General features: G+C 73.9%; 15 protein-coding genes. 9 read left to right on the forward strand and 6 right to left on the reverse strand.

The features are described from left to right. The first annotated feature begins 53 nt into the window (after positions 1-53). From VM95_RS07295 to VM95_RS07305, 3 genes are all read left to right on the forward strand, one after another. Complete coding sequence (locus VM95_RS07295) at positions 54-1,406, forward strand: aminotransferase-like domain-containing protein (protein WP_045693230.1); 1,353 nt, start codon at positions 54-56, stop codon at positions 1,404-1,406. Positions 1,407-1,459: 53 nt separating this feature from the next. Next, complete coding sequence (locus VM95_RS07300) at positions 1,460-1,939, forward strand: hypothetical protein (protein WP_045693231.1); 480 nt, start codon at positions 1,460-1,462, stop codon at positions 1,937-1,939. A gap of 83 nt (positions 1,940-2,022) precedes the next feature. Beyond that, positions 2,023-4,872 (forward strand): AfsR/SARP family transcriptional regulator, encoded by a 2,850-nt coding sequence (locus tag VM95_RS07305; RefSeq protein WP_045693232.1) that lies wholly within the window; start codon positions 2,023-2,025, stop codon positions 4,870-4,872. Between the two features lie 54 nt (positions 4,873-4,926). Here the strand turns inward: VM95_RS07305 and VM95_RS07310 are convergent, their stop codons facing one another. The 3 genes from VM95_RS07310 to VM95_RS07320 form a co-directional block, all read right to left on the reverse strand. Next, a complete protein-coding gene (locus VM95_RS07310; protein WP_157882006.1) occupies positions 4,927-6,486 on the reverse strand; it encodes an FG-GAP-like repeat-containing protein in 1,560 nt (519 codons plus the stop codon). 112 nt (positions 6,487-6,598) lie between these two features. Further along, positions 6,599-7,855: an FG-GAP repeat domain-containing protein gene (locus tag VM95_RS38610; RefSeq protein ID WP_078859684.1), complete on the reverse strand. Its 1,257-nt coding sequence runs from the start codon at positions 7,853-7,855 to the stop codon at positions 6,599-6,601. 286 nt (positions 7,856-8,141) lie between these two features. Next, positions 8,142-9,128, reverse strand: a complete 987-nt coding sequence (locus VM95_RS07320) for a helix-turn-helix transcriptional regulator (protein WP_045693234.1) — start codon at positions 9,126-9,128, stop codon at positions 8,142-8,144. A gap of 100 nt (positions 9,129-9,228) precedes the next feature. On the opposite strand from VM95_RS07320, the gene VM95_RS07325 reads away from it, so the two are divergent. Further along, positions 9,229-9,777, forward strand: coding sequence for a DinB family protein (locus VM95_RS07325; protein ID WP_045693235.1), 549 nt, complete (start codon positions 9,229-9,231; stop codon positions 9,775-9,777). 9 nt (positions 9,778-9,786) lie between these two features. Here the strand turns inward: VM95_RS07325 and VM95_RS07330 are convergent, their stop codons facing one another. After that, positions 9,787-10,029 carry a heavy-metal-associated domain-containing protein gene (locus VM95_RS07330; RefSeq protein ID WP_045693236.1) on the reverse strand — a complete coding sequence of 81 codons (243 nt, stop codon included), beginning with the start codon at positions 10,027-10,029 and terminating at the stop codon, positions 9,787-9,789. Between the two features lie 247 nt (positions 10,030-10,276). Between VM95_RS07330 and VM95_RS07335 the strand changes: the two genes are divergently transcribed. Further along, the gene (locus VM95_RS07335; RefSeq protein ID WP_052707185.1) at positions 10,277-10,972 is read left to right on the forward strand and encodes a DUF3152 domain-containing protein; all 696 of its coding nucleotides are present in this window, start codon (positions 10,277-10,279) and stop codon (positions 10,970-10,972) included. 120 nt (positions 10,973-11,092) lie between these two features. Further along, positions 11,093-12,004 carry a glutaminase gene (locus VM95_RS07340; protein WP_045693314.1) on the forward strand — a complete coding sequence of 304 codons (912 nt, stop codon included), beginning with the start codon at positions 11,093-11,095 and terminating at the stop codon, positions 12,002-12,004. 93 nt (positions 12,005-12,097) lie between these two features. Here VM95_RS07340 and glmS read toward each other — a convergent pair whose 3' ends face one another. Together glmS and VM95_RS07350 are read right to left on the reverse strand one after the other, a co-directional pair. Then, on the reverse strand, positions 12,098-13,924 hold the full coding sequence (glmS, locus tag VM95_RS07345; protein ID WP_045693237.1) for a glutamine--fructose-6-phosphate transaminase (isomerizing): 1,827 nt from the start codon (positions 13,922-13,924) through the stop codon (positions 12,098-12,100). Between the two features lie 115 nt (positions 13,925-14,039). Continuing rightward, on the reverse strand, positions 14,040-14,315 hold the full coding sequence (locus tag VM95_RS07350; protein ID WP_244178662.1) for a hypothetical protein: 276 nt from the start codon (positions 14,313-14,315) through the stop codon (positions 14,040-14,042). A 193-nt stretch (positions 14,316-14,508) separates the two neighbouring features. Between VM95_RS07350 and asnB the strand changes: the two genes are divergently transcribed. The 3 genes from asnB (at position 14,509) to VM95_RS07365 (ending at position 19,282) form a co-directional block, all read left to right on the forward strand. Beyond that, positions 14,509-16,365: an asparagine synthase (glutamine-hydrolyzing) gene (gene asnB / locus VM95_RS07355; RefSeq protein ID WP_045693239.1), complete on the forward strand. Its 1,857-nt coding sequence runs from the start codon at positions 14,509-14,511 to the stop codon at positions 16,363-16,365. A 224-nt stretch (positions 16,366-16,589) separates the two neighbouring features. Further along, a complete protein-coding gene (locus VM95_RS38615) occupies positions 16,590-17,705 on the forward strand; it encodes a hypothetical protein (RefSeq protein WP_052706832.1) in 1,116 nt (371 codons plus the stop codon). A 152-nt stretch (positions 17,706-17,857) separates the two neighbouring features. Further along, entirely contained in the window at positions 17,858-19,282 is a 1,425-nt protein-coding gene (locus VM95_RS07365) for a pyridoxal phosphate-dependent decarboxylase family protein (RefSeq protein ID WP_045693240.1), read from the forward strand. The last annotated feature ends 56 nt before the right edge of the window (positions 19,283-19,338 follow it).

Here is a 19,338-nt window from a genome sequence, read left to right on the forward strand (position 1 = left end):
CCGCTCTCCCCCGCCCCGCCCTCCACCCGCCCCGGAACGGAAGGTGCCCGCCCGTGCGACCGCCCGCCTACAAGGCCATCGTCGACGAGTACGCGACCGCCATCCGCTCCGGCACCCTCCCGGCCGGCACCCGGCTGCCGACCCACCGCGCGCTCGCCCGCGAACGCCGGATCGCCCTGGCCACCGCCACCCGGGTGTACGCCGAACTCGCCGCCGCCGGGCTGGTGGTGGGCGAACAGGGCCGCGGCACCTTCGTGAAGGTCCGCTCCGGCTACGACGGCATCGAGCCCTCCCGCGACCTGCCCGTCCCCCGGGTCGCCGACCTGTCCTTCAACCAGCCGCTCGCCCCCGGCCAGGGCGACCAGCTGCGGCAGGCCCTGCGCGCCCTCGCCGCCTCCGGTGACGCCGAGGCCCTGCTGCGCCAGCAGCCGCCCGGCGGCCACCGGCACGACCGGGCCGCCGTCGCCCGGTACCTGCTGGACCGCGGCGTCGACACCGCGCCCGAGAACGTCCTGCTGACCGGCGGCGCGCAGCAGGCGCTGGACTGCGTGCTGCGCGCCCTCACCCGGCCCGGCGACGTGCTCGCCGTGGACGCGCTCAGCTATCCCGGCATCAAACTGCTCGCCGGCGCCCACGGCTTGGACCTCGCGCCCGTCCCGGTCACCCCCGCGGGCCCGGACCTCGACGCGCTGGACCGGCTCTGCCGCACCCGCCCGGTCCGCGCCGTGTACACCATCCCGACCGTCCACAACCCGCTCGGCTGGGTGCTCGACCGCGCCCAGCGCGAGCGCCTGGCCGGGATCGCCACCGAGCACGGCTGCATGCTGATCGAGGACGGGACGTACGCGTTCCTCGCCGCGCCCGCGCCCGCCGCCGCCCCCGTCCCCGCGCCGCTGCACGCCCACGCCCCGGAGCGCACCTGCTACGTCGCCGGCCTGTCCAAGAACGTCGCCACCGGGCTGCGGTTCGGCTTCGCCGTCGTGCCCGGCCGCCACGTGCGCGCCGCCACCACGAGCCTGCGCGCGGCCGCCTGGGGCTCGCCCGGCCTGGTCACCGCCCTCGCCACCGGCTGGCTCGCGGACGGCACCGTCGCCCGCCTGGAGGATCAGCGCCGCGCGGACGCCGCCGCCCGCCAGCGCATCGCCCGTACCACCCTGGCCGGCCTCGACCTCACCGGCCACCCCACGTCCTACACCCTCTGGCTCACCCTCGAACCGCACCAGCGCCCGGCCCACGCCGCCGCCCTCCTCGCCGCCGCGGGCATCCTCGTCTCCACCTCCGACGCGTTCAGCACCGGCCCGCACACCCCCGCCGCCCTCCGCCTCGCCCTCGCCACGCCCCCGCTCCCCGCCCTCGCCCCGGCCCTCACCCTCCTCCGCCGCACCCTCGACTCCATCGCCCCCTGACCCCGACCGAAATGGAGGTGCGGAGCGGGCGCCGCGAGCGCTAGAACGAGGGGATGACCGTCTTCCTCTGTGCCACGTGCGGCACCGCGCTCACGCCGGAGCTGACCGAGCTCGCCGCGATCCCCGACCTCCGGGTCCACGAGCGGGACCAGGAGACCCGTCTGCTGCCCTCCACCCTCCCCCGCGGGTACTACGCGATCGACCCCGAGCCGTGGGGAGGGCCCTACGTCCTGCAGGAGGACCAGGAGGACCCGAAGCCGACCCATTCCCGCGGGTTCCTGGTCAGCCGCGAGGAGGGGTGGGTCGTCGCGGCGGGCCCCACGGGCACGGTGGTCGTGCACCCGGGGGACGCGCCCGACCTCCGGCCCCTGCCCGACATGACGGGCAGCGCCGGCTGCTGCGGGCCGACCGGCGAGTCCGGGCTCAACCAGGCCTGCCCGTGCGGTGCCCCGGTCGCCTCGCTCGCGGCGGACTGCTTCGGCCCCTACGAACTGCACCTCGACCCGGTGCGGACCTACCCGTTCGCGCGGTAGGACCGCCGCCACTCGTCCCTTACGGTGTCCATGACCACCGTGTTCGAACAGTCCGCACGGTGGGTCAGACCGGGGGATGGACCATGCACTTCAGCCTTCTCGGCCCGCTCCTCGTCCGCGTCGGCCACCAGGAACGGCCGATCGGCGGCGTCAAGGTCCGCACCCTGCTCGCCGTCCTGCTGCTGGAGGCCAACCGGCCGGTGCCGCCGGACCGGCTCAAGGCCGCGCTCTGGGGCGACCGGCCACCGGCCTCGGCGAACGCCTCGCTGCACAACATGCTGGCCCGACTGCGGACCCAGCTCGGCGACGAGCACGGCGAACGCCTGCGCTCCACCCCGCTCGGCTACCTGCTGGACGTCGCAGGCGACGAACTGGACGTCCAGCTCTTCGACCTGGGCGTCGAACGGGCCCGGGAGGCGCTGCGGCGCGAGGACTGGAACGCCGTGCGGCAGGAGTCGGCGACGGCCCTGGCGCTCTGGCGCGGCGCCCCGCTGGCCGAGTTCCCGGACCTTCCGCAGGCGCAGACCCCTCGCCGCCGGTGGCAGGAGGCCCACCTGCAAGCCCTGGAGTGGCGCATCGAGGCGGATCTGCGCCTCGGCCACGTCCAGGGGCTGGTCCCCGAGTTGACCGGCCTGACCGGCGAGCACCCGCTGCACGAGACCTTCCACGCCCAGCTGATGCTGGCCCTGCACCGCCTGGGGCAGCGCTCGGAGGCCCTCGCCGCCTACCAGCGGCTTCGACGCGCCCTCGTCGAGGAGCTCGGCGTCGAGCCCGGCCCCCGGGCCCGGAAGGCCCACCAGCACGTCCTGCGCGAAACATCCGGCGAGCCCGGCGAGCCCGACGAGCCGGGGAAGCCGCAGAAGCCGCAGAAGCCGGAAGGGCCCGCGCCGGCCATCCAGCCACCGGCCCAACTCCCTTCCGCGCTCTCCGACTTCACCGGCCGCCAGGCCGACCTGCGAACCCTGACCGAGGAACTCACGGCCCCGCCCGCCGGCGACGTCCCCCGGGTCGCGGTCGTCTCCGGCATGGGCGGCATCGGCAAGACCGCCCTCGCCCTCCAGGCCGCCCACGCGGTGAAGCACCACTACCCGGACGGCCAGCTGTACGCCGACCTGCGGGGCTTCGGCGCCGCCCCCGCCCGTGACCCGCACGAACTGCTCTCCGCCCTCCTGGCGGCCCTGCACCCCGGCACCTACTCCGGCCCTCTCCCCGAGCACACCGACGACCGCGCGGCGCTGCTGCGCACGACCCTCGCCGACCGCCGCGTCCTGCTGCTGCTCGACAACGCCCGGGACGCGGCCCAGGTGGAGCCCCTGCTGCCGGGCGGCTCCCGCAGCGCGGTGATCGTCACCTCGCGCAACACCCTCCCCGACCTCCCCGCGAGCGCCCGGCTCTCGCTGCCCCCGCTCGACGTCGAGGAGCAGCGCGCCCTGCTCTCCCGGCTCTGCGGCCCCGGGCGCATCCGGCAGGACCCGGACGGCGCGCTGCGCCTGCTGGCCGCCTGCGCGGGCCTGCCGCTGGCCCTGCGGATCGCCGGCGCCCGCCTGTCCTCCCGCCCGACCTGGTCCCCGGGCACCCTGGCCGGGCGCCTGGACGACAACCGGGGCCGCCTGCGCGCCCTGTCCGTGGGGCGGCTGGCCGTCGACACCACCTTCGCCACCAGCTACCTGGCGATCCGCGACAGCGAGGACCCGGTCGAGCGCGAGGCCGCCCGGGCCTTCCGGCTGCTGGGCCTCTGGGCGGGCCACACCCTGGGGGTGGACGCCGCAGCAGCCCTGCTGGACCGTCCCCGGGAGCACGCCGCCGACCTGCTCGAACTGCTGGCGGACGTCCACCTGGTGCAGACGCCGGAGCAGTGGCGCTACCGGTTCCACGACCTGCTCGGGGAGTTCGCCGCCGAGCGCGCCGTCCAGGAGGAGTCCGACGAGTCCCGGGAGGCGGCCGCGCTGCGGCTGGCCGTCTGGTACGCGGTCGCCCTGGAGGAGGCGGGGACAGCCATCAACCCGACCGGAGAGCCGCGCCTGGCCGAGGCGCCCGCCGCACCGGCCCCCGCCTTCACCGACCCCCAGCACGCCCTGGACTGGTGCCGGCAGGAGCTGCCCGTCATCAAGGAGGTGATCCGCAGGGCCGCGGACTCCTCCCGCCCGGACCTCACCTGGCGGCTCGCGATCTGGCTCATGGGGTACGCGAGCACCTTCTGGTGGACCGGCGAGTGGGACGCCTGCCTGAACCTCGCCCTGGAGTCCGCCCGGGAGCGTGACGACGTGCTCGGCCAGGTCTGGACGCTGCGGCGGCTCGGCGCGTCGCACGGCATGGCCTTCCGCAACGACGAGGCGATCGAGACCCTCGAAGCCGCGCTCGCCGTCGTCGACGGCCGGGACGACCACCACGACGACCTCTGCAAGGCCACCATCCTCGCGAACCTGTCCACGGCCCTCAGCCAGCAGGGCGGGCACGGGCAAGCCCTCACCTACGCACAGCGGGCCTGGAAGCTCCACCAGGAAGCCGGACGAACCGAGGGCGCACTCGGGGTGCTCTCGGCCCTGGCTCAGGCGCTCCTGCAGAACGGGGACTTCGACGCCGCCCACCGGCACTTCCGGTCGCTCACGGAGCTCTGCCGGGCCCAGGGCAACCTGACGCTCATCGCCATCGCCCTGGCCAACCTCGGCGACTGCCTGTGCGCACTCGGCCGGGAGGAGGAGGCCTTCGCCGCCCTCGACGAGTCCCTGGCGATCCGCCGGCACCTGGGCGACCTGAGCGGCATCGCCGACTCCCTGGTCATCACCGGCCGCGCCCACGCCCACTTCGGCCGACCGTCTCAGGCGCGGGCCTGCTTCGAGCAGGCGGCCGGGATCGGCCGCGACCACAACATACCCGCCTTCGTGAAGCAGGGCCTCGACGGCCTCGCCCGGCTCCGGCACCTGAGGCGGTGAACACGCCTGCGCCGCCCGAGGGTTGCTCCTCGGGCGGCGCTGCGGAGACGGCGGTCAGCCGGTGGGGATCCCGGTGGCCACCTGGCCGAGGCCGATCCAGCTTCCGTGGCCGTCGCCGCCGTTCCAGGTGTAGACGGTGGCGGCGTTGGACGGCGGGTCGGTGCGGATGTAGTCCGCGTTGCCGCCGCCGTCGAAGTCGGCGAACTGCACCCGGCTCTGGTCCGTCGTGAGGCCGGTGGCGACCTGGCCCAGGGCCACCCAGCCCCCGCCGGTGTCACCGCCGCGGTTCAGCCAGACCCGCACGGCGCCGCCGGGGTCGATGACGGCGTAGTCGGCCTTGCCGTCCCCGTCGAAGTCCGCGAGGCGGACGCGCCCGGCATCGGAGGTGAGGCCGGTGGCGACCTGGCCGAGGTCCTGCCAACCGCCGTGCCCGTCACCGCCCTTGTTCAGGAACACCCGCACCGAACCGTTCGGATTGATGACGGTGTAGTCGGCCCTTCCGTCCCCGTCGAAGTCCGCGAGCTTCACCCGGGTCGCGTCGGTCGTCAGACCGGTCGCGACGAGGCCCAGGTCCTGCCAACTGCCGTGCCCGTCGCCACCCTTGTTCAGCCAGACGTGCACCGAACCGTCCGCGTTGATGACCTCGTAGTCGGCCTTGCCGTCCCCGTCGAAGTCCGCCAGGCGCACCCGGCCGGGGTCGGTGGTGGCCCCGGTGGCGACCTGGCCGTAGTCCTGCCAACCGCCGTGCCCGTCACCGCCCTTGTTCCGCCAGACGTGCACCGAACCGTCCTGGTTGATGGTGAGGTAGTCGGCCTTGCCGTCCCCGTCGAAGTCCGCGTACCGGACGCGGCCCAGCCCGCCCGACTCGCTGGCGGTGTTGGACGCCACGGAGGCCCGCGCCGCGCCGGCGGAGTACGCCTGGTCCAGCCCGGTGTAGAAGGCCTGCGCCATCTGCTGGTAGCCGTTGTCGTTGGGGTGGAGGCGGTCGGCCATCCCGGAGGACGTCAGGGCCGGCGGCTCCACGTACCGGAAGCTGTTCCCGGCCTGGGCCTCGACCGCCTGCAACTGCCGGGCCGCGTCGTTGTAGGCGGACGGCGAGGTCTGGAGGCCCTGGGTGGTCGGGATCACGCCCTCCATGACCACCGCGACCCCGGGCCGGTCCGCGTAGATCCGGTCGAGGAGGGCCCGGAGGCGGTCGGGCGCGTGGGCCGGGTCCGTGCTGCGGTCGAGGTCGTTGACACCGATGTGCAGCAGGACGACGTCCGGGTGGGCTTCGGCGAGCCACTGGTCGATCCCGGCGCGGATGTCGTCGATCATGTATCCGGAGTGGCCCTCGTGGGCGAGGTCGGACAGCTGCCCGCCGGCCTGGGAGCCCACGTACCGGACGGTGTACCGGGACTGGCCGGCGACCAGGTTCCACAGCGGGGCCCGGTAGGACGACCAGGTCGGGCTGCCGGCGCCCGCGGTGATCGAGTCCCCCAGCGGCATGACGCGCAGCGAGGGCACGGCGGTCGTCCCGGCGGAGGCGGCGTGTGCGGACGGTGTGCCCGGGGCGGCGGCCGCACCGGCCACGCCCAGCGCGGCGCTGAGGCCGAGCATCAGAATGCGTTTCAAGGTTCCCCCCTTGACGAGATGTGCTGTTCGTTCCCGGGCGGGGGATTCGGCTGACGGACCGAAGCCCCCGCCCGTTACGCCGGTGACGGGTGTCCGGCGTCGGTCACGAGTGTCAGGCGCCGGTGGCGACCTGACCGAGGTTGGTCCAGCCGCCGTGGCCGTCCCCGCCGTCGTTACGATAGACGCCGACCGAACCGTTCGGGTTGGTGGTGATGAAGTCGGCCTTGCCGTCGCCGGTGAAGTCGGCGAGGACGACGGCGTTCTGGTTCGTGGTGGTGCCGGTGGCGATCTGCCCGTAGTTGGCCCAGCCGCCGTGGCCGTCCCCGCCTCGGTTCAGGTAGGTGAGGACCGCGCCGCTACCGGTGATGACGGAGTAGTCGGCCTTCCCGTCACCGTCGATGTCGGCGAAGCGCACCCGGCTGGGGTCGGTGGTCAGGCCGGTGGCGATCTTCCCGTAGTTGACCCAGCCGGCGCCGGTGTCGCCGCCCCGGTTGAGGTAGGTGGTGACCGAGCCGTCCCCGTTGATGACGTTGTAGTCCGCCCGGCCGTCGCCGTCGATGTCGGCGAAGCGCACCCGGCTGATGTCGGTCGTCAGGCCGGTGGCGACGATGCCGAGGTCCTGCCAGCCGCCGCCGGTGTCGCCGCCCCGGTTGAGGTAGACGTGCACCGAGCCGTCCGGGTTGATGTAGATGTAGTCGGACAGCCCGTCACCGTCGAAGTCGGCGAGGCGCGCGCGGTTGGGGTCCGAGCCGAGGCCGGTGGCGACCTGAACGGGCGAGCCCCAGCCACCGCCGGTGTCACCGCCGTTGTTCGTCCAGACCGTGACCGCGCCGGTGGAGCCGATGGTGATGTAGTCGTCCTTGCCCCTGCCCCAGAAGTCCGCCCACTTGACCCGGCCGTTGCCCCCCTCGGTGCCGTTGTGGTGGCTGATGGGCCGCTTGACCGCGCGCCACAGGGCGTTGTCGCCCGAGTTGCCCGGCATGCAGGCGGGGGTCTTGTTGTTGAGGACCTTGAGGTAGCAACCGGCGGGGCTGCCCATCAGCGTCCAGTTGTTGCCCGTGTCGAAGCCGTACGTCCAGGGGAACGTGTAGCCGTCGGCACCGCAGGCCACGGACACCGCGTTGGCGTACGCGTCCGTCGCCAGACAGGAACCGCCGCCCGGCACGGCGACATCGTCGAACCAGTTGTGGTTGATGATCGAGAAGTACTGGTCGTCGCTGCTGCCGCAGGGGGTCATCTCGATCGGGTTCGCGCTCCAGCTGGACGTCGCCTGGATGCACAGGCCGGTCGCCTTGTTCTGGACCCGGATCGCGTCGTAGGTCACCGCGGACGCCTGCCCCACGGAGAACGTCAGGCCGGCCACCAGCATGGCGACCACGGTCAGGGCCGCTCTGACGCGGCGGAATCGGAGGATTGCGGTTTTCACACTGTCCTGCCTCTTGCGTCGGGTGCGCGCTCCGGCCCGGACTTTCGCTGCGGGGGCCGGTCACGCGGGAACGGCCCCGAGGCTGGCAGGGCCCTCCAACAGCGGCCCAACAATCCACCAACACGTCGTGACCGGGCCTGACGAGCCGCACCTCGACCCGGTGCGGACGTATGCCGTCGCGCCGGTGAACCCTCGGCCGACAGGGTCCGCGCACGGCCCGGCCGACTTCCTACTCCCCCGCCCCCTCCTCCACCCCGGCCCCCGCGCGGCCGAAGCGGGCGCTCCAGTCGGCGAGCAGCGCGCGCAGCTCGGGCGGGTGGACGACGTGGAACTCCGCGCCGAGGGAGCCGAGGGCCATCGCGGGCCAGTCGAGGGAGTCCGCGGTCATGTGGAGGCGGCAGCGCTCGGCGGTGTCCTCCTCGACGGTGCCCCAGCGGCCGACGTGGGCGCGGACGCGCTCGGCCGGGGCCTCGACCAGCGCCTCCACCCGGTGCGGGCGGGGCCTGCCGCTGAGCCTGGCGCGGACGTACGCGGCGGCGTCGGCGGCCGGGAGGGCGCGCGGGGCGAAGCGGGCGCCGGTGTGCCGCGGGGCGGCGAGCCGGTCGAGCCGGAAGGTGCGCCAGTCGCCCCGGTCGAGGTCGTGGGCGACGAGGTACCAGCGGCGGTCGAGGCTGACCAGCCGGTGCGGTTCGACGTGCCGCTCGCCGGGCCGCCCGCCCCGGGCGGTGTACCGGAAGGCGAGCCGCTCGCCGTCGCGACAGGCCAGGGCGACCACGGTCAGCACGTCCGGGTCGATCCGGGTGCCGGCGGACCCGGCGCCCCAGTCGACGGGCACGGTCATCGCGCGCAGGGCTTCCACCCGCCGCCGCAGCCGGGCGGGCATCACCTGGACGATCTTCGCCAGCACCCGGACCGAGGCCTCGGCGACGCCCTCGACCGGGCTGTCCGCGGCCGCCTGGAGGCCGACCGCCAGGGCGACCGCCTCCTCGTCGTCGATGACGAGCGGCGGCAGCGCGGCGCCCGCCGCGAGCTGGTAGCCGCCGTCGACGCCGCGCTGCGCCTCGACGGGGTAGCCGAGCTCGCGCAGCCGGTCGATGTCGCGGCGCAGCGTGCGGACGGACACGCCGAGCCGGTCGGCGAGTTCCTCGCCCGGCCAGTACCGGTGGGTCTGCAGGAGGGAGAGCAGTCGCAGGGTCCGGGTGCTCGTGTTCGCCATGCCCACGATTCTCCCGGCAATTCAGGTCAGGAAGTGACCGCTGCGGTGCGTACCGTGGTTCTTGTCCGAGGGAACACGACCCGTACGAGAGGCCGCCATCATGACCACCGAGAACACCACCGCCGCCGCCACCGCCCCCGTCACCGGCGAGCGGGCCGACCTGCTGGTGGCCCTGGCCAAGCAGCGGCACTTCCTGCGCTTCACCGCCCAGGGCCTCACCGACGAGCAGGCCGGCCTGCGGACCACGGTCAGCGAGCTGTGCGTGGGCGGCCTGATCAAGCACGTGACCTCGACCGAGCGGGTGTGGGCGAACTTCATCGTGGAGGGCCCCTCGGCGATGCCGGACTTCTCCGCCATGACCGAGGAGGACTTCGCCCGCCGCGCCGACGAGTTCCGCATGCTGCCCGCCGACACGCTGGCCGACGTGCTCGCCGCCTACGAGGAAGTCGCCGCCCGTACCGACGAGTTGGTGGTCACCCTGCCCAGCCTGGACGCCACCCAGCCGCTGCCCGAGGCGCCCTGGTTCGAGGCCGGCGCGGTGTACTCGGCCCGCCGGGTGCTGATGCACATCGTCGCCGAGACGGCCCAGCACGCCGGCCACGCCGACATCATCCGCGAGGCCCTGGACGGCCAGAAGAGCATGGGCTGACGACGGCGCTCACGCCCGGCCGACGAAGGTGAAGCCGGCCCCGTCGACGGCGCCGCGCAGGGCGGCGTCGTCGAGCGGCCGCACCGAGGCGACGGTGACCCGCCCGCCGGCCGCGTCGGCGGTGACGTCGACGACGCCCGGCAGGGCGGCGAGCCCCGCGCTGACGGTCCGCTCGCAGTGGCCGCAGCTCATGCCGTCGACGGCGAGGACGGTGGTGACGGTGGTGACGGTGGTGACGGTGGAATCGGACATGGCGGTACCTCCGGTGGTGTGACGGAATTCGGCTCGGCACCACGACACCGGATTCCGCCGCCCGAGCCCAGGGACACGCCCTGCGGGTGGCACCATCGAGTGGTTCCGGGAACCAGCGGGGCCTGCCGCCCGACACGGGGTGAACGTTCCGGCCCCTTCTGTCCGTTGTGTCCGGTGACGACCTCCGGTCCACCGACCCCGTGAAGGAGCCGCATCCCATGACCCTCCCCCCGACCGGCGGCCGCCGATGAGGGCCCGAATACCCGCGGTCCGCCGCCGGCACGCCGCCCTCGCCCTGCTGTCGGCCGCCGCCGTCACGGCCGGCCTGCTGTGGTGGCACCCGTGGCAGCGCGAGGACGGCCCGACGCCGCTGGCGTTCACCACCGCCCCGGGCGGCTCGCCGCGGTTCGGCACCGGCGAGCACCTGTACCGCTACAAGGTGCGGGTGGAGGACGGCCTGGCCGAGCGCCCCGAGCAGTTCGCCGCCGAGGTGGACGCGGTCCTCGGGGACGTCCGGCGCGGCTGGGCGGCCGGCGGGCAGGCGTCGTTCCAGCGGGTGGCCGCCGATCCGGTGGACTTCACCGTCTACCTGGCCACCCCGGCCTCCACCGACCGGATCTGCGGCCAGTACGGGCTGGACACCGGCGGCTCGGTGAACTGTGGGGTGAACAAGCAGGTGGTGATCAACGTCAAGCGCTGGACGGAGCTGTCCGAGTTCTACGTCGGGAAGCCGGAGCTGTACCACGCGCTGGCCGTGAACCACGAGGTCGGCCACGTCCTCGGCAACGGGCACGTGGACTGCCCGGGCCCGGGCGCCCCGGCGCCGGTGATGATGCAGCAGATCAAGGGCCTGCACGGCTGCGTGCCCAACGGCTGGCCGTACTCCGAGTCCGGCGCCCTGCTGACCGGCCCACCGGTCCAGGCCCCCACCGCCGCGCCGTAGGAACCACCCCCCTCATCCACCTGACCGGCGCAGACGGGATAATCCTGGTCGACCCGGGGCGAACCCGGCCCTGACCACGGAGGAGAACCGTTGGACCGCGTGCCCGGCGCAGAGGACGCCCTGGACTACCCCCGCCTGCTGGCGGCCGCCGAGCGGGCCGCCCGGGCGACCACCGGCCAGGGCCGGGTCGCCGACTACATCCCGGCGCTCGCCTCGGCCGATCCGGAGTCCTTCGGCATGGCCGTGGCCACGGTCGACGGCCGGCTGTACGGCGTCGGCGACTGGGAGCGTCCGTTCTCCGTCCAGAGCATCTCCAAGCTGTTCACCCTGGCGCTGGCCCTGGCGCACGGCGGCGACGGGCTGTGGCAGGGGGTGGGCCGCGAGCCGTCCGGCAACCCGTTCAACTCGCTGGTCCAGCTGGAGACCGAGCACGGCATCCCGCGCAACCCGTTCATCAACGCGGGCGCCCTGGTGGTGACGGACCGGCTGCTGAGCCTGACCGGTGACGCGGCCGGCGCCGTCCGGGACTTCCTGCGCCAGGAGTCCGGCAACCCGCTGCTGGACACCGACGCCGAGGTGGCGGCCTCGGAGGCCGCGCACGGCCACCGCAACGCCGCGCTGGCGCACTTCATCGCCAGCCACGACAACCTGCACAACCCGGTCGAGGCCGTCCTGGAGCACTACTACGCGCACTGCGCGATCGCCACCAGCTGCCGGGACCTGGTGCTGGCCGGCTCGTTCCTGGCCCGGCACGGCGCGCGGGCGGACGGCAGCCGGCTGATGTCGCGCAGCGAGGCGAAGCGGATCAACTCCGTCCTGCTCACCTGCGGCACCTACGACGCCGCGGGCGACTTCGCCTACCGGGTGGGGCTGCCCGGCAAGAGCGGGGTCGGCGGCGGGATCCTGGCGATAATCCCGGGCCGGGCCGCGGTGTGCGCCTGGGGCCCGCGGCTGGACCGGGCGGGCAACTCGGTGGCGGCGGTCACCGCCCTGGACACCCTGACCACCCTCTCCGGCTGCTCGGTGTTCTAGAGCCCGCGAGGAGGCCCCGCGCGGAGGCCCCGCGAAGAGACCCCGCGCGGAGGGCCCGGCCGAAACGGCCGGGCCCTCCCCCGGACACGGCGCCTACTCCACCGTCACGCTCTTCGCCAGGTTGCGCGGCTTGTCCACGTCCCGCCCGAGCGCGACCGCCGCGTGGTACGCGAGCAGCTGCAGCGGGATGTTGAGCAGCAGCGGGTCCAGCTCCGGCTCGCTCTTGGGCACCACGATGCAGTGGTCGGCGAGCTTCTCCTCGGGCCGGCGGTGGGCGACGGCGATGACCCGGCCGGAGCGGGCCTTGATCTCGCCCAGCGTGGTGAGGTTCTTGTCCAGCAGCTCGTCGTCGGGGACGAGGGCCACGGTGGGCAGTTCGGGGCTGATCAGCGCCAGCGGGCCGTGCTTGAGCTCGCTCGCCGGGTAGGCCTCGGCGTGGACGTAGGAGATCTCCTTGAGCTTCTGCGCGCCCTCACGGGCGACCGGGTAGCCGCGGGTGCGGCCGATGAACATCATCCCGGCCGACTCGGCGTACTCGGCGGCGAGTTCGGCGATCTGCTCGCTCTGCTCCAGGACCTCCTGGATCTGCCCGGGCAGCGCCTGCAGCGCGGCGACGATCCGGCGGCCGTCCGCGGGCGAGAGGTCGTGGATGCGCCCGAAGTGCAGGGCGAGCAGCGCGAAGGCGACGACGGTGGAGGTGAACGCCTTGGTGGAGGCGACGGAGACCTCGGGCCCGGCGTGCAGGTAGATGCCGCCGTCGCACTCGCGGGCGATGGCGCTGCCCACGGTGTTGACGACGCCGAGCACCCGGCCGCCCTTGCGCTTGACCTCCTGGACGGCGGCCAGCGTGTCGTAGGTCTCGCCGGACTGGCTGACGGCCACGTACAGGGTGTCCGCCTCGATCACCGGGTTGCGGTAGCGGAACTCCGAGGCGGGCTCGCTGTGGGCGGGGATGCGGGCCAGCTCCTCGATCAGCTGGGCGCCCATCTCGCCCGCGTAGTAGGCGGATCCGCAGCCGAGGATCTTCACCCGGCGGATCTCGCGCAGCTCGCGGGCGTCCAGGTTGAGGCCGCCGAGGTGCGCGGTGGCGAAGCGCTCGTCGAGCCGGCCGCTGAGGGTGCGCTCGACCGAGCCGGGCTGCTCGTGGATCTCCTTGAGCAGGTAGTGCGCGTAGTCGCCGGTGTCGTAGGAGTCGATCTCCCAGTCGACGGTGGACGGCTGGCGGTGGGTGGTGCGGGCGTCGGAGGTGAAGGTGCGGAAGCCGTCGGCCCGGACGGTCGCCAGCTCGCCGTCCTCCAGGTGGACGACCTGGCGGGTGTAGCGGACCAGGGCGGAGACGTCGGAGGCGACGAACATCTCCTTCTCGCCGAGGCCGAGCACGATCGGGCTGCCGTTGCGGGCGACGACGATCCGGTCGGGCTGCTGGGCGTCGAGCACCGCGATGCCGTAGGTGCCGACGACCCGGCTGAGCGCGGCCCGCACGGCCTCCTCCAGCTCGACGCCCGCGGTGGTGTGCGCGGCGATCAGGTGCGCGAGCACCTCGGTGTCGGTCTCGGAGCGGAAGACGGCGCCGTCCGCGGTGAGCTTGGCGCGCAGCTCGTCGGCGTTCTCGATGATGCCGTTGTGGACGACGGCGATCCGCTCGGCGTTGTCCAGGTGCGGGTGCGCGTTGGCGTCGCTGGGCACGCCGTGGGTGGCCCAGCGGGTGTGGCCGATGCCGGTGGTGCCCTTGAAGCGGGCCGGCACGGCGGCGGCGAGGTCGGCAACGCGGCCCTTGACCTTGCGGACCTTGATCCCGCCGCTGCGGCCGGTGACGGCGACGCCGGCCGAGTCGTACCCGCGGTACTCCAGGCGGGCCAGACCCTCCAGCAGGAAGGGCGTCGCGTCCTTGGGGCCGATATAGGCCACGATTCCGCACATACGTGGTCTCCTCTTGAACGTTTTCGGTCGTCGAACACTCATCGGAGCGTCATCGAAGGGTCATCGGCGAGCCCTCGCGGGGCCGTCCGCGCAGCTGCGCCGGGGTGGCCGGCGCTCAGCCGTACACGATCCGCCGCAGCTGGCGGGCCGACAGCTCCGGCGCGGCCACCCGGCGGGCGGGCAGCTCCTCGGCGAGCCGGGCGAAGATCCGCTCGTTGGTCAGGCCGCGTGCCTGCAGCTCGCCGTGGCGGCGGCGCACGTACTCCTCGGTGGTTTCGGAGAAGTAGGCCAGCACCTCCGCCACGATCCGCGCCGCCTCCCGGGGCCCCAGCGGGCTGGTCCGGGTGAGGTGGGCGAGAAGGTCTTCGTGAGGGTGGGGTGAGCTGGACACGGTTGAGGAGCCTAGGCTCATCGACCCCCCGAAGCCAAAGATCCTGCCCGGATTCGGGCAGACATCGCGTTTTTCCGCACTGGCAACTTCCGCCGCTCCCGGCCGTCGCCTTCCAGCCAGACCCTTGAAGCCACCCAGGCCCGAAACGTAGCGTGATCCCGCAATCACTAAGCGGAAGAGCGGAGGCTTGCTGATGTGCGGGATCACCGGATGGGTCGCATTCGAACGCGACCTCACCGCCGAGCGGGGCGTCCTCGAAGCGATGACGACCACGCAGACCTGCCGCGGCCCGGATGCCGGCGGCATCCACCTGGAGCCGCACGCCGCGCTCGGCCACCGCCGACTCGCGATCATCGACATCGAGGGCGGCGTCCAGCCGATGACCGTCGAGCACGACGGCAGACTGCTGGCCGCGCTCACCTACAGCGGAGAGGTCTACAACCACCGCGAGCTGCGCGCGGAGCTGGAGGCGGCCGGACACCGCTTCCGCACCCGCAGCGACACCGAGGTCGTGCTGCACGCCTACCTGGAGTGGGGCGAGCACATGGCCGAACGGCTGAACGGCATGTTCGCCTTCGCCATCTGGGACGCCCGGCACGAGGAACTGCTGCTGGTCCGGGACCGGATGGGCGTCAAGCCGCTGCACTACGCCCCCACCCGGGACGGCGTGGTGTTCGGCTCCGAGGCCAAGGCCGTCCTCGCCCACCCCGAGGTCCGCGCGGTGGTCGACCTGGACGGGCTGCGCGAACTGCTGGCCGTCACCCGCACGCCCGGCCTGACCCTCTACCGGGGCATCCACGACGTGCGCCCCGGCCACGTGGTGCGGGTGCGCCGCCAGGGGATCTCGATGCGCCGCTACTGGGCGCTGGAGGCCCGCGAGCACACCGACGACCTGGACGCCACCGTCGCGACCGTCCGGGCGCTGCTGGAGGACATCGTCCACCGGCAGCTGGACGCCGACGTCCCGCTGTGCTCGCTGCTCTCCGGCGGGCTGGACTCCAGCGCCGTCACCGCCCTGGCCGCCAAGGCCCTGCGGGCCGCCGGCGCCGGGCCGGTGCGCTCCTTCGCCGTCGACTTCGCCGGCCAGGAGGAGAACTTCCACGCCACCGAGCTGCGGCCGACCCCGGACGGCCCGTACGCCCGGATGCTCGCCGAGCACGTCGGCGCCGACCACCGGGTGATCGAGCTGGACGCCGCCGACCTCAGCGACCTCGCGCAGCGCACGGTCGCGCTGCGCGCCCGGGACCTGCCCAGCGGCGTCGGCGACATGGACATCTCGCTGCTGCTGCTCTTCAAGGGCGTGCGCCGGCACTCCACCGTCGCGCTGTCCGGCGAGTCCGCGGACGAGCTGTTCGGCGGCTACCGCTGGTTCCACGACCCGAAGACCGTCGCCGCCGACGACTTCCCGTGGGCCGTCCACAACCTCACCTCCCTGGCCGGCCAGGGCGCCGGCCCGCGCGAGGCGCTGCTCGACGCCGACCTGCTGCGCAAGCTCGACCTGGAGAACTACCGCAAGGCGCGCTACCACGAGGCGCTGGCCGAGGTCCCGCACCTGCCGGGCGTCACCGACCCGGTCGAGCGGCGCCAGCGCGAGCTCGCGTACCTCAACCTGACCCGCTTCGTCTGCATCCTGCTGGACCGCAAGGACCGGATGAGCATGGCCAACGGCCTGGAGGTCCGGGTGCCGTTCTGCGACCACCGGCTGGTCCAGTACGTCTTCAACGCCCCGTGGTCGATGAAGACCTTCGACGGCCGGGAGAAGAGCCTGCTGCGCGCCGCCGTCCGGGACCTGCTGCCGGACGCCGTCGCCGACCGGGTGAAGAGCCCGTACCCGGTGACGGCCGACCCGCACTACCCGGTGCTGCTGCGCCAGGAGCTGGCCCGGGTCGCCGCCGAGGGCACCTCCCCGGCGCTCGGCCTGCTCGACCGGCGGGGCCTGGCCGACATGCTCGCCCCGGACACCGACCCGCAGTCGGTGCGCCTCGGCGTCGACCTCGCGCTGGACCTCGACGCGTGGCTGACGGAGTACCAGGTGACGCTGGAGCTCTGACACCCGGCGCACCGGACGGCGCGGCACCCCGCACCCGGCGGGGTGCTGCGCCGTCCGGGTGTCCGGGTGATCACCGGGAACCATCCCGGCGCCCCGGGGCGTCCCAGCGTGCGGTAGCGTCGCCGAGGTCTCCCGAATGGCGGGCGAAAACGCGGACTCCCGCCACCGCGCCGGTCACGATGGGGGGCGAACCGTCCGTCTCGATCCCCCGGGGGATTCCCGCCATGCAGCCGCGATTCTTCGCGATCGTCACCGCCCTGCTCCTGGGCGTCCTGGGCCTCTGCTCGGTGGCCGTCACCGACTGGTCGCCCGCGGGAGCCGCCGCGGCGGCCGCCGCCCAGGCCCCCGGCGGCACCTCGACCGGCGCCCAGCCGGTCGCGACGACCGCCGGCGCCACCCCGACCGGGGATCCCGCGGTGTGGACCAGGTCGACGCTGCGCAACAAGCTGATGGCCGAGATGGAGGCCAGCGACCCGGGCGTCGCCCTCGCCGACCTCGACAGGATCACCAAGGAGAAGCCGTACACCGTGCGCTTCTGCCACCCGATCGCGCACGAACTCGGCCACGCGGCGGTCAAGCGCTTCAACGCCGACTTCCAGAAGGTCATCTCCTTCCCGCACGAGACCTGCGCGGCCGGCTACCTGCACGGCGCCGTCGAGGAGATGCTGAACGCCTCCACCCAGCCCGAGGTGGACCTGCTCAAGCTGTGCGCGCCGAAGAACACCGGCCCGTGCATCCACGGCGTCGGCCACGGCACCATGTTCGTCGCCAAGCAGGACGTCGCCAAGGCGCGCGACCTGTGCAACAAGTTCACCACCGACCAGAACCGGATCCGCTGCTCCGAGGGCCTGTTCATGCAGCTCTTCGGCCCGGACGAGGAGGACGAGCAGGCCAAGGCCAACCTGCCGGCCGACAAGCTCGCCCAGGACCCGCTCTACCCGTGCAAGGACCAGCCGGCGCTGTTCCAGTCCGCCTGCTACTTCTACGCCCCGACCTTCTACCTCTCCTCGCACGACTACCCGAACCACCCCGAGGTCTACGCCGACGCCCTCAAGTGGTGCCTCAACGGCAAGGCCGGCGGCGGGGCGCAGGACTGCAGCCGGGGCGTCGGCTCGCGCACCATGAAGTACAACCTGGACCGCGAGGACTGGGCCGCCCAGCAGTGCGCGACCTCGGCGGAGGGCTGGCAGCGCAAGGCCTGCGCCGAGGGCCTGGTCAGCTACTACACGGTCAACTACACCGACGCCGGCGCGGCCGGCCGGCTCTGCGCCAAGATCACCAACAAGGAGATGCAGGGGTACTGCCGCTCCGCGAGCGGCCTGTCCGCCTCGCTGGACTGACCGCCCCCGTCCCAGCTGCTGGGCCCGCGCCGCACGGCGCGGGCCCTTTGCGTAGGATCACCCGACCATCGCCCGACCAGGCCCGACCGCTGTCCGACCAGGGTGCGCCGAGGACGCCGCGCCTGCCCCGTACCCCTCCGGAGCGCCCGCCCATGACCGCCGAGGACTTCCGCACCTCCGCCCACGCCGCCGCCGACCTCGTCACCGACTACCTCGCCGAGCTCCCCGCCCGCCCGGTCTGGCAGCCGATGGACGAGGCCGCCCGCACCGCGCTGCTCGACGGCCCGCTGCCCGCCGAGGGCCGCCCCCTCGACGACCTGCTGGCCGCCATCGGCCGGGACGTCCTGCCGTACCCGATGGGCAACGGCCACCCGCGCTTCTTCGGCTGGGTCAACTCCGCGCCCGCGCCCGCCGGGGTGCTGGCCACCCTCGTCGCCTCCGCGATGAACCCCAGCTCGGCCGGCGGCGACCACGCCGACGTCCACCTGGAGCGCGCCGTGGTCCGCTGGATCGCCGAGCTCGTCGGCTTCCCGCACCCCGCCGGCGGCGGACTGCTCACCTCCGGCACCTCGATGGCCACCATCGTCTGCCTCGCCGCCGCCCGCGACCGCGCCGCCCGCCGGGCCGGCGTGGACGTACGCGCGGACGGCCTGGCGGCACTGCCCCCGCTGGTCGGCTACGTCACCGGCGAGACCCACTCCTGCGTCCGCAAGGCCGCCGAACTGCTCGGCCTCGGCAGCCGGCACCTGCGCACCGTCGCCACCGGCCCGGACGGCCGGCTCGACCCGGACGAGCTGCGGGCGGCGATCGAGCGGGACCGCGCCGCCGGGCTGCTGCCCTTCCTCGCCGTCGCCTCCGCCGGCACCGTCGGCACCGGCGCCGTCGACCCCTTCGAGCCGATCGCCGACCTGTGCGCCGAGCAGGGCCTGTGGCTGCACGTCGACGGCGCGTACGGCGCCTTCGGCCGGCTCGACCCGGCGATCGCCCACCGCTACGCGGGCCTGGAGCGCGCCGACTCGCTCGCCCTCGACCCGCACAAGTGGCTCGGCGTGCCGGTCGACTGCGGCTGCGCGCTGGTGCGCGACGCCGGGGAACTGCGCGCCACCTTCAGCCTCGTCCCGTCCTACCTGCGCGACGAGACGGCCGGCTCGCTCGGCTGGTTCTCCGAGTACGGCACCGAGCAGACCCGCCCGTTCCGCGCGCTGAAGGTCTGGGCGACCATCGCCCACCGGGGCCGCGACGGCCTGCGGCAGGACATCGCCCGGTGCACCGCGCTGGCCCGAAAGCTCGGCGAACTCGTCGCGTCGGACGAGGAGTTGGAGCTGCTGGCGGAGGTCCAGACGTCCATCGTGGCGTTCCGTCACCGGGCCCCGGGCCTGGACGGGCCGGCGCTCGACGCGCTCAACCGCGAGCTGCCGGCCGCCGTCCAGCGGCGCGGCCGGGTCTTCGTCACCGGCGCCCGGCTCGGCGAGCGCGAGATGCTGCGCGCCTGCCTGCTCAACGCCGCCACCACCGAGGACGACCTGCGGCTGCTGCTCGCCGAGGTGAAGGCGGCCGCGCGCGAGCTGAGGTCGTAACCTGCCCCGACAGGCCGTAACCGCGAGGTCACGGCCGGTTCGCGGTCGGGAAACAC

This window comes from Streptomyces rubellomurinus (genome assembly GCF_000961885.1).
In the GTDB taxonomy this organism is placed as follows: domain Bacteria; phylum Actinomycetota; class Actinomycetes; order Streptomycetales; family Streptomycetaceae; genus Kitasatospora; species Kitasatospora rubellomurina.